Here is a 9,822-nt window from a genome sequence, read left to right as displayed (position 1 = left end):
CGAGCTGCCTTCGTCATGGCCTTCTTCCCCCAGATTATCAACCTCATATGCTATTTCATAGAAGGGTGACATCCGGCAGCAAGAGCGCCCCTCAAGCAGCGGCTATCGAGCAAATATGCTTCCGAGCGGAAAACTTCTACCGAAAAGCGCCTCTACAGACCGGCGATAAAACCCTTGATCGCGTTGAGGGTTTTTTGGTCTAAGCGATAATGCATCCACTTGCCTTCTTTTCGGCAGGCGACCAGTCCGCAGTTGCAGAGCACCTTCATGTGATGCGAGAGTGTCGGCTGCGTGATGTCTAGCTCGTCAAGTATCTTGCAGGCACAGATCTCCTCTGCAGCTGCAACCATTTCCACGATGCGCAGCCGGTTTTCGTCCGACAAGGCTTTGAACAGCAATGCCTTTTTCTGCAATTCCATGCGACTCCTCTCCGCAAATCGCATTCTACCAGTTTGCTTGCGACAAGCGCGAGAAACCTTTCGGCTTGGCAAGGCTGGCAGAGCTTCAGTCCCTCGCTTCTCGCGGGCGGCCATCGAGCCTCTTGCCACCCTGCCAAGCCGACCAACTAGAGCAAGTTCACAATTTCTGAGACCGAGAGCACTTTACCCGAAGACACAACACGCTCCCTCACAACAAGGGCGGGAGTAGTCATGATGCCGGCTCTGGCTATCTGCTCCATATCGGTGATATATCCCACCTCGATCGACTCTCCCGAGGCTTTGACCGCCTCGAGTGCATTGGCATAAAGCTCGTGGCATTTTCTACACCCGGGGCCGAAGACCTCGATTTCAGCCCTTTTGAACACCTGCGCTTTCCTCTCGTGTGATCCGTCACACGCTCCCCCGCACTCGCATGGCGAAGCGATCGCCGGATTCTCGGAGCGCTCGCTCTCTATCTGCTCGACTCCTTCTTTCTTCCCGAACAAGTTACGGAGCATTCCCTTCGACATACAACAACCCTTTCTCTCGACAATAAACAATCAGCCCCTTGCTAGCAGGGATTGCGGCCACCCGCCTCGCCCAGGCTTTTCGATCACGCGAACAGCGGTTGCAGCGCGTTGAACGCGTAGCCGCTAAGGATCATACCCGCCAGACAGATTCCCACGAACGTAGCCATGAGTTTAGGCTTAATGACGCGAGCGAGCATGGTGAGCGAGGGTAGGGAAAGCGTCGTGACGCTCATCATGAACGCAAGTACCGTGCCCAGCCCGACACCTTTGAGGTACAGGGCCTCCGCAATAGGGATGGCTCCGAACGTATCGGCGTAGATGGGTGCCCCCACCAGCGTCGCAAGTATGACCGCAAACGGGTTTCCGCTGCCGAGAATGCCTTCAACCAGCTCTTGCGGTATCCAGTTGTGGATGAGCGCGCCTATCGCAACGCCCACGACAATGTAGGGAAAGACTTTCTTAAACGTCAAGGTCGTCTCCCGGCGGGCATAGGCAAGGCGCTCGCGAATACTCAAAGCCAGCAGTTCAGTGTCGGAGGTGTCTCCGCGTACGAAGTCGGCAAGCTGGTCGTCCATCTTAAGCCGCTGGATAACAGCACCGCCCACAATGGCGATAGCCAGCCCTACAACCGTGTAAACGACCGCGACGGAAGGCCCGAATATGCTCATGATAAGCACGAGCGAACCCAAGTCGACCATCGGTGAGGATATAAGGAACGAGAACGTCACGCCCAAAGGCAGGCCCGCACGAGTGAAACCGATAAACAACGGAATAGACGAGCAACTGCAAAATGGAGTGACCGTACCCAATAGCGCCCCCACGATGTTTCCGCTTATGCCGCGAAACCGCCCGAGAATACGACGCGAACGCTCCGGCGGAAAAAAGCTCTGTACGTAGCTGATGACGAAGATCATCACACACAAAAGTAGGACTATTTTCGCCGTGTCATATAGAAAGAACTGGAGGCTGCCACCCAGCCTCGACGAGACATCCACGCCTAAGGCCACAAGCGCCGCCGTCACCAAGTCAGACAGCCACACCATCTTTAACAGCTGGTCCATAACAAACGTTCCCAGTGCTTCCATCTACCTCTCCCCATATAGATGTATATCAATGTTTATGGAGTATATCAATACATTGATAGTTGTCAATGTATTCTAGGCAGATTGACTGCTGACGCAAGCAGATCGTTCACATGCGAAAACGTCACCGTCAGCAATCGCCTTTTGCTTGCTTTATATTTCCCCCGGTCACCACCTCATACCAACGTACTGATTCGCAATCTGCATACTTATTACGCGATGGGGTCATACTATCCGCATGCTTTACTCGCTTACAACCCTAGAGGGGGCGGGCCGCTTGGGGCAGACACCCGACAGGCCCGTGTAAGCGAGAGGAGTTGCGCATGGTAGAGAATGCAGTCGCGGAAAAGGACCGTGACGACATCGGCACTTCAAAAGAGGAGAACCAGTTCAACTTTGGTGCCGGAAAGACGCAGGAAGTGGATTCGCGTTGGAAGCATCCGGGGGCATGGCAGTACGAGGAAGACGGCATGACCGTCACGCGTACCTCCGTGTGGTCGGCACCGGGCTGCCACGAGGGATGCGGCGTGCTAGTGTACTCCGACAAGGAGACCGGCAAGTTCATCAAGTGCGAGGGCGACCCGGACGACCCGTACAACCGCGGCGCGCTGTGCCCGCGCTGCCTGGCGTTCAAACAGGTGGAATTCCACCCCGACCGCATCCTGCACCCCATGAAGCGCGCCGGCGAGCGCGGCGAGAACAAGTGGGAGCGCATCACCTGGGACGAGGCCCTGGAAACCTGCTATAAGGAGTTCCGCCGCATTTCCATGACGTACGGCGGCGATTCCATCCACGCGCTGCGCGGCACCGCGCGTGACAACCAGTGGCAGGTCGGCCGTATGGCAAACACATTCGGCAGCCCCAACGAATACGGCTTCCTGTCCGGTACCGCGTGCTACCTGCCCCGCCTGTCGCTCATGATTATGACCTACGGCGGCATGCTCATCGCCGACTTCTCGCAGTTCTCGGCGCTACGCTACGACGACCCCGAGTGGGTATGCCCCGAGTGCACCATCGTCTGGGGCTGCAACCCCACCATCTCCAACCCCGACTTCTTTATGGGCCACTGGGTCACCGACGCTATGAAGCTGGGCTGCAAGCTTATCTCCGTAGAACCGCGGGTCACCTGGCTGGCCGCGCACGCCGACATCCACCTGCAACTGCGTCCCGGCACCGACACGGCGCTGGCGCTCGGTATGATCAAGGTCATCGTGGACGAGGGCCTTTACGACCAAGACTTCGTGGACAAGTGGACCTACGGCTTCGACGAGCTTGCCGAGCGCGCCCGCGAACTTTCCCTAGCCCAAGTTGCCGAGATGACATGGATTCCCGAGGAGAAGATCGTGGCGGCTGCGCGCCTGTTCGCCACGTCCAAGCCCGCGAACGTCGTGTGGGGCCTCGCCGTCGACATGCAAAGTCAGGGCACGCCCTGTGCCGCCGCTATCGCCGCGCTCTGGACCATCACCGGCAATCTCGATGTGCCCGGCGGCATGTGTTACACCGCCTCACCCATGGGTGTCGACCAACCCTCAGCCGGCGCCTGGGGCATCTACGACCTCATCAACGAGGAGATGCAGAAGAAGCGCGTGGGCTGGAAAGAATTTCCAATGTACCGCTACGGCCTCACCCAGGCCATGCCCGACATGTGCCTCGAATACATGGAAGCCGACAAAGTGAAGGGCGTGTGGATTCAAACATCCAATGGCATCGCCTGCATGAGCTGCGAGACCGAGCGTTGGTATAAGGCCATGAAGAAGCCTGAATTTATCGCCGCCGTTGACGTCTTTATGACACCGACCATCCAGTCGTGCGCCGACATCGTCATGCCGGTACAGACGTGGGCCGAGAAGCACTCCGTGCGTGCCCATTACTACTTCTTGTCCGCCATCACAGGCGGCTGCGCCGCCGAAGGCGAGGCGAAGTCGGACTGTGAGATTAACCGCGAACTCGCCCAGTACTTCGACAACGACGACGAGTTCAACCAGGCCATTGGCCGCCCCGAAGGCAAGCAGCACACGTGGCCATGGGCAACTGAGGACGAGGTGTACGACGAGATTGTAAAGCCCTCCGGCTTCACGTTCCAGGAGCTCATGGAATACGGCCCGGTCTACCAGAAGTACGTGTACAAGAAGTACGAGAAGGGTCTCATGCGCCCCGACGGCCAGCCCGGCTTCAACACGCCCACCGGCCGCATCGAATTCTACTCCACGCTGTTCGAAAAGTTCGGCTATGACCCGCTACCCTACATCGAAGAGCCCGGCATCGGCCCCGTCGCCACACCCGACCTCTACGAGGAGTACCCGCTCATCATGATCACGGGCGCGCGCACCACATCGTTCTTCCACTCCGAACATCGCCAGATCCCCTATCTGCGCCAGCTCACGCCCGATCCGTGGGTGCAGATCCACCCACGCACGGCAAAGAACCTGAACATCTCCGAGGGCGACTGGGTATGGATCGAGAACCATCGCGGCCGCTGCCGCCAGCGTGCGCGCCTGACGTTCGAAGTGCATGAGAAGGAGGTCGCCGCGCAACACGGCTGGTGGTTCCCCGAGCAGGACGGCGCCGAGCCGAACCTGTACGGATTACGCCAGTCCAACATCAACCAACTGCTAGCCAACAAGCCCGGCACCACCGGATTCGGTGCCGATTTGAAGTGCACGCTCTGCAAGGTGTACCGTTGCAAGGAAGAGGAGTTGTAATGGCAAACGGAATTCTCGTCGATTACCAGTACTGCACGGGTTGCTACTCGTGCGAGGTGGCCTGCCAGTCCGAACACGAGCTACCGCTCGAGCAGTGGGGCGTGAAGGTCATGCAGAACGGCCCGTGGCCGGTAAAGGATGCCGAGGGCATCGAGACGGACAACTACGTCTACGACTTCATCCCCGCGTTCACGAAGATCTGCGACCTCTGCGCAGACCGCCAGGAAAAGGGCAAGCTCCCCTCCTGCGTGTTCCACTGCCAGGCCAAGTGCATGGAGTTCGGCCCGGTGGACGAACTCGCGAAGAAGTTGGACGCCAAGCCGCAGCAGTACCTCTGGGTGCCGCCCCGCGTGTAAGCGATAGCGCGAGACAAGCAGCGCACGTCGCCCGCTTGCATCCTCACCGGGGCGAGACGGGCGTGCTCCCCGTTCGACCCCCGATCGAAACGCCGATCGAAACGCCGATCGAAACGCCGATCGAAACGCCGAAAGTATAACCCGACCTCGCAGGGGGCGATGCTGCAACCCGCCCCCTGCGCACTCCCCCTCCCACAACAAGACAGCCCTGCCGAGAAGGAGCACCCCATGGACTACCAATCGCTGAAAGCAAGTATCGAACAGGCGCCGTTTACCTCGCGTATCGTGCTCGATCGGCTGCTGTTGTTCGTCTCTGCAGGCAATCGGGTGTTGCCCGAATTCACGCCGTACCTTGACGGAGCGACATCCTACCAGGACTTCTTCAACGCGCTCTACTCCGACGATGCGCAAAAGTTCACCCCTGCTTGGGCCGAATGGGCTGCGCTCAAGCACAAGAGCTGGCTTCCCCGCTTTGCACCCCAGCTAGCTATCGAGAACTTGCGCCTGAAAAGCGACGGTGTGCCCGTCCAGTTCGGCACGGGCCTGTTCCTGGCACCCACCGGCAGCCGCGACAGCATCGCGAGCTTCTACGTGTTCAAGCAAGGTGCGTTCAACGCGCAGGCCGCCCAGTTCGTCACTTCCCTCGGAGGTTCCTTCACCTGCGTCGGCTACGACTTCGCCGGTATCTACGGCATCTACTACTACTGCGGAGCGGTCGTCTTGGAAGAGTGGGAAGCCGACCGGGAACCGACGCCAAGCGAGAGGAGCTAGATCACCTCAATACGGTCGGCTACCGCATCACAGAGCGGCACCATCAACACAATGCATTCAATAGCGTCAGGATTCCTCATAGATAAGCACCCTGTCCTGCTCGTAGCGCTTGCGAGCCCGCGGGCAGAAAGAGTCCAGCCCATGTAAAGTAAGGGGCAGCCTTCCGTAAATCACCTGAAACTCTTTACCTCCGTCTCACCAGGTAGCATTTATGGATCTTGGGGTTGCGCTCGAAGTCGTGGGGGATGGTCTTCTCCGAGATGTCCTCGATGACCACGCCGTACTTCGCGAGGGCGTCGACATCCGGCTTGAAGTTGCGCAGGTTGCACGAGAACACGGCCTCGCCCTCTGCATCGAGCAGGCGCGTCACCCCGATAAGCAGCTCAACATGGTCGCGCTGCACGTCCCAAGTGCGCTTCCCCATCGCCTTCGAGTTCGAGAACGTAGGCGGGTCTACGAACACCAGATCGAAACGGCGCGGCGTGCGGCGGCACTCGGTGACCCATGCCATCACGTCGCCACGCTCGAACAGGTGATCAGCACCGGTGAAGCCGTTTTCGGCCATGTTGCGCTCAGCCCAGTCAAGATAGGTTTGTGACAGGTCCACCGTGCAGGTGGACGTCGCCCCTCCGCCTGCCGCATGCACGGAGGCAGTGCCCGTGTACGCGAACAGATTCAAGAAGCGCTTGCCAACCGCCTTCGCGCCAATCAACTCGCGCGTCAGGCGGTGGTCCAAGAACAAGCCCGTGTCCAAATAGCCAGACAGGTCGGCTTCAAGCAGGTAACCGTCCTCCTGCACGCAAGTGACGTAGTTGCGCCATCCGGCATCGCGGTACTGGCTGCCGCCCTTGTCGCGCCGGCGCGTTTTGGAGAATACGTGGTCAGGACGTACGCCTAAGACCACCGGTGCCAGCGTAAGGACATCATTAAAACGGCGCTCTGCCTTGGCTTGATCGACCGAGGACGGCGGCGCATACTCGGCGATGTGTAGGTACGTATTACCCTCGGCCGCTCCCGCACCGGTGTACACGTCGATAGCGACAGCGTAATCAAGCAGATCGGCATCGTACACGCGATAGTTGGTAACGCCTTCGCGCTTCGCCCATTTGCGGCGCTCCTTGGCTACCTTGCGCAAGCGGGCGGCGAACTGCTCGGATGCCTGTTCGAATACCTCGACGCGATGCTCCGCACCCCCCGCCGAGTCCGGCACTATGACGACGGCGGACGCAACCGGAGGACGGTCGAACAGCTGCGCCTCGACGGCCACGCGATCCTGGCCGAGCGCCGCACGCGCCTTTGGAGCCGCACCGAAACGCGCCGCAACTCCTTCGACCCCCGCCGCTATGAACAAGGACTGCGCAGGCGCAGCCTGAGCCGCCGCCACGAAGGCGGCAGCCTCGGCCTGAGCCTGGGCGCCAGCATCCGCATGGATCGGAGGCACGCAGGCTACCAGACAGGTCGCGGCAGCACGCTCGGGAACCTCTTGCCCGTCGTCTGCTTGAGAGGCGTGCACATACCCCAACGCGCGCTCGGCCGCCTCACTCACGCGCCCAACGATCTCCGCAGCACCTTCCGCACCGGCAAGCTCGATGCTCACCGCCTGCCGCAAGCCTGCGCGCTTGGCACGCCCACGCGCTCGCGCGATGGCGGGCGAGGAGACAGAGGCTCCGGCAATACGCACGATGCCCAGGTCGGGCGGTGCCGAGGCGGGGCCTTCGGCTGCTCCGGAGCCGATAAGCATGGCCAAGCCGCATGCAAACCGATCGTCTGCCTCGTCCAACAGCACACCCCATGCGTCCTCATCGTGCAGCGCCCAGCCGTAGAAGCCCCAACAGTCGCGCGCAAGCCCAGGGGCCAGGTCGCTCGCCACGCTCGCAGCTTCCACCACGATCGCCCCGTCGCCACAGGCGGGATCGAAACACGCCGAACCCGCCGACGCAGCAGCCTTCCAGCCAGCCAACGCCAGCACGCCAGCGGCCAGGGCGCACTCCAACGGAGCGTCAGCGCCGTCGTCGGGAGCTAGGTAAGTGCGGTGGTACAGCGACGAGCCCGTCAGATCCAACGAGATCGTGGCACGCGCTTCGCGTATACGCACATCGATCTGCGCATCAGGGGACGCCGCATCCACATCGGGACGCTGGCCGCACACCTCGCGCAAACGGTCGCATACCGCGTCTTTCACCTTCAACGCGGTGAACCGGCTGTTCCGCAGCTCGGCGTTACCGCCGTGTGCCTGCACGGCCATGCTCGCTCCGTCTGCCAGCACCTCCTCCCACGGCAGCGCGCGGACCCCCTCGTACAGGGCATCGGCATCGGGCGCATCCACGCGTCCCACCACCAGCATGATGCGCGAGGCGAGCCGCGACCACAGACACGCCCTCAGTGCACCGCGGACATCGGAGAAGAAGGCGACGCCCCCGCCAAGGGGACGCACGCGTTTGCAGCCGAGCTCTTTCAGTTCTTCAGCAAGCTGCCCCTCCAAACCGGAGAGGCAGCTTGCGAACAGTTCGAATTTTTCCAACGGAAACCCTAGTCTTCCAAGTAGTCTTTAAGCTTCGACGAACGCGAAGGATGGCGCAGCTTCGCAAGCGTCTTGCTCTCGATCTGACGGATTCTCTCGCGCGTGACGCCGAACTCGCGTCCGACCTCTTCCAGCGTACGCGGATGCCCGTCCTCCAAGCCAAAGCGCAGGCTGATGACCTTGCGCTCGCGCTCGGCCAGCCCGTCGAGCACCTTCGACAACTGCTCCTGCAGCATACTGAAAGACGCAGCATCGGGCGGCACTACGGCAGCATCGTCCTCGATGAAGTCTCCCAGCTGGGAATCCTCTTCCTCGCCGATGGGCGTTTCGAGCGACACGGGTTCCTGCGATATCTTCTGGATCTCGCGGACGCGTTCGGCCGGCAGGCCCATTTCCTTGCCGATCTCCTCAGGCGACGGCTCACGGCCCAGCACCTGCAGCAGCTGGCGCTGGATGCGCACCAGCTTGTTGATGGTCTCCACCATATGCACGGGAATGCGGATGGTGCGGGCCTGGTCGGCAATGGCGCGAGTGATGGCCTGGCGAATCCACCAAGTGGCGTACGTGGAGAATTTGAAGCCCTTCGTGTAGTCGAACTTCTCCACCGCACGGATCAGGCCCAGGTTGCCTTCCTGGATGAGGTCCAAGAAGAGCATGCCACGGCCCACGTAGCGCTTGGCGATAGACACGACCAGACGCAGGTTCGCCTCGATGAGTTGCTGCTTGGCGTCCAAGCCCACCTGCTCGATACGGCCAAGGCGGCGCTTCTCGCGGCGCTCAAGCTCGATGCCCTCGTCCTCGGCATGGTCGAGTTCTTCGGTTGCGGCAACGCCAGCTTCTATTTTCATGGCGAGGTCGATCTCTTCCGCCGCAGTAAGCAACGGGACCTTACCGATCTCCTTGAGATACATGCGCACCGGGTCGCCGGTGAGCATGGTCACGCCCGCATCGGCGTTGCGCTTGCGCACCGCACGCGCCTTGCTCTTGGCGCTCACTTTAGGCAGCTGTATGTCGACGGTAGCTTTGAGCTCGTCTTCGGGAATGCCCTCGAGCAGATCCTCGTCTTCGTCTTCCAGGCTGGACTCGAGCTTTTCCTCGTCGAGCGATTCGGCGGTGCTTACGTCGGGCTCGACGTCCACCTCGTCGTCGTCCAGTATCTCTTCGGTATCGATCGGGGCTTTCGCGGTTAGTTCGTCCTCGTTCTCAGCAGCTTGATTCTTAGGGGCTTGGGCCACGTGATCTTCCTTTCCAGCAAGTTACGCTCGGACATGCAGCGGCGCGCGCCGAGCGCAAAGATACAGCCGTACACTATAGCATAAAATACAGAGAGCGCGAATATGTTTTCGACGGAGGCTGCACGGAGGCTGCACATCCGGCCACATCCGGCCGCACATCCGTAAACGGAACCCGTCAGGGGTCGGGGTCGAGGCTCTTTTCGCAC

Annotated in this window: 8 protein-coding genes; 3 read left to right on the top strand and 5 right to left on the bottom strand. The window is 60.6% G+C overall.

Annotated elements, in window-relative coordinates; genetic code table 11:
• Window positions 1-152 precede the first annotated feature (152 nt).
• From RR842_RS09335 to RR842_RS09325, 3 genes are all read right to left on the bottom strand, one after another.
• Complete coding sequence (locus tag RR842_RS09335) at window positions 153-419, bottom strand: metalloregulator ArsR/SmtB family transcription factor (RefSeq protein WP_332514144.1); 267 nt, start codon at window positions 417-419, stop codon at window positions 153-155.
• Window positions 420-565: 146 nt separating this feature from the next.
• Window positions 566-949 carry a thioredoxin family protein gene (locus tag RR842_RS09330; protein ID WP_332725104.1) on the bottom strand — a complete coding sequence of 128 codons (384 nt, stop codon included), beginning with the start codon at window positions 947-949 and terminating at the stop codon, window positions 566-568.
• 83 nt (window positions 950-1,032) lie between these two features.
• Window positions 1,033-2,034: a permease gene (locus RR842_RS09325; RefSeq protein ID WP_332514147.1), complete on the bottom strand. Its 1,002-nt coding sequence runs from the start codon at window positions 2,032-2,034 to the stop codon at window positions 1,033-1,035.
• Between the two features lie 320 nt (window positions 2,035-2,354).
• Between RR842_RS09325 and RR842_RS09320 the strand changes: the two genes are divergently transcribed.
• The 3 genes from RR842_RS09320 to RR842_RS09310 all read left to right on the top strand — a co-directional run bounded on the left by RR842_RS09320 (window position 2,355) and on the right by RR842_RS09310 (window position 5,860).
• Complete coding sequence (locus RR842_RS09320) at window positions 2,355-4,733, top strand: molybdopterin-dependent oxidoreductase (protein ID WP_332514880.1); 2,379 nt, start codon at window positions 2,355-2,357, stop codon at window positions 4,731-4,733.
• On the top strand, window positions 4,733-5,089 hold the full coding sequence (locus RR842_RS09315; protein ID WP_332514878.1) for a 4Fe-4S dicluster domain-containing protein: 357 nt from the start codon (window positions 4,733-4,735) through the stop codon (window positions 5,087-5,089). Before RR842_RS09320 ends, RR842_RS09315 begins: the two co-directional genes overlap by 1 nt.
• Before the next feature lie 228 nt (window positions 5,090-5,317).
• The gene (locus RR842_RS09310) at window positions 5,318-5,860 is read left to right on the top strand and encodes a hypothetical protein (protein WP_332521801.1); all 543 of its coding nucleotides are present in this window, start codon (window positions 5,318-5,320) and stop codon (window positions 5,858-5,860) included.
• A gap of 184 nt (window positions 5,861-6,044) precedes the next feature.
• Here the strand turns inward: RR842_RS09310 and RR842_RS09305 are convergent, their stop codons facing one another.
• Both RR842_RS09305 and rpoD read right to left on the bottom strand, forming a co-directional pair.
• A complete protein-coding gene (locus tag RR842_RS09305; protein WP_332729561.1) occupies window positions 6,045-8,381 on the bottom strand; it encodes a class I SAM-dependent methyltransferase in 2,337 nt (778 codons plus the stop codon).
• 8 nt (window positions 8,382-8,389) lie between these two features.
• Window positions 8,390-9,616: an RNA polymerase sigma factor RpoD gene (rpoD, locus tag RR842_RS09300; protein WP_332713375.1), complete on the bottom strand. Its 1,227-nt coding sequence runs from the start codon at window positions 9,614-9,616 to the stop codon at window positions 8,390-8,392.
• Window positions 9,617-9,822 lie beyond the last annotated feature (206 nt).

Source organism: Gordonibacter sp., from assembly GCF_036667095.1.
Classification (GTDB): domain Bacteria; phylum Actinomycetota; class Coriobacteriia; order Coriobacteriales; family Eggerthellaceae; genus Gordonibacter.
Note: the sequence above shows the minus strand (reverse complement) of the source record. Positions and strands in the feature narration are given on the sequence as shown.

Bases quoted from the DNA above. Each gene is read 5' to 3' on its own strand.
- RR842_RS09335 (WP_332514144.1), bottom strand. From the start codon at position 419: ATGGAATTGCAGAAAAAGGCATTGCTGTTCAAAGCCTTGTCGGACGAA.
- RR842_RS09330 (WP_332725104.1), bottom strand. From the start codon at position 949: ATGTCGAAGGGAATGCTCCGTAACTTGTTCGGGAAGAAAGAAGGAGTC.
- RR842_RS09325 (WP_332514147.1), bottom strand. From the start codon at position 2,034: ATGGAAGCACTGGGAACGTTTGTTATGGACCAGCTGTTAAAGATGGTG.
- RR842_RS09320 (WP_332514880.1), top strand. From the start codon at position 2,355: ATGGTAGAGAATGCAGTCGCGGAAAAGGACCGTGACGACATCGGCACT.
- RR842_RS09315 (WP_332514878.1), top strand. From the start codon at position 4,733: ATGGCAAACGGAATTCTCGTCGATTACCAGTACTGCACGGGTTGCTAC.
- RR842_RS09310 (WP_332521801.1), top strand. From the start codon at position 5,318: ATGGACTACCAATCGCTGAAAGCAAGTATCGAACAGGCGCCGTTTACC.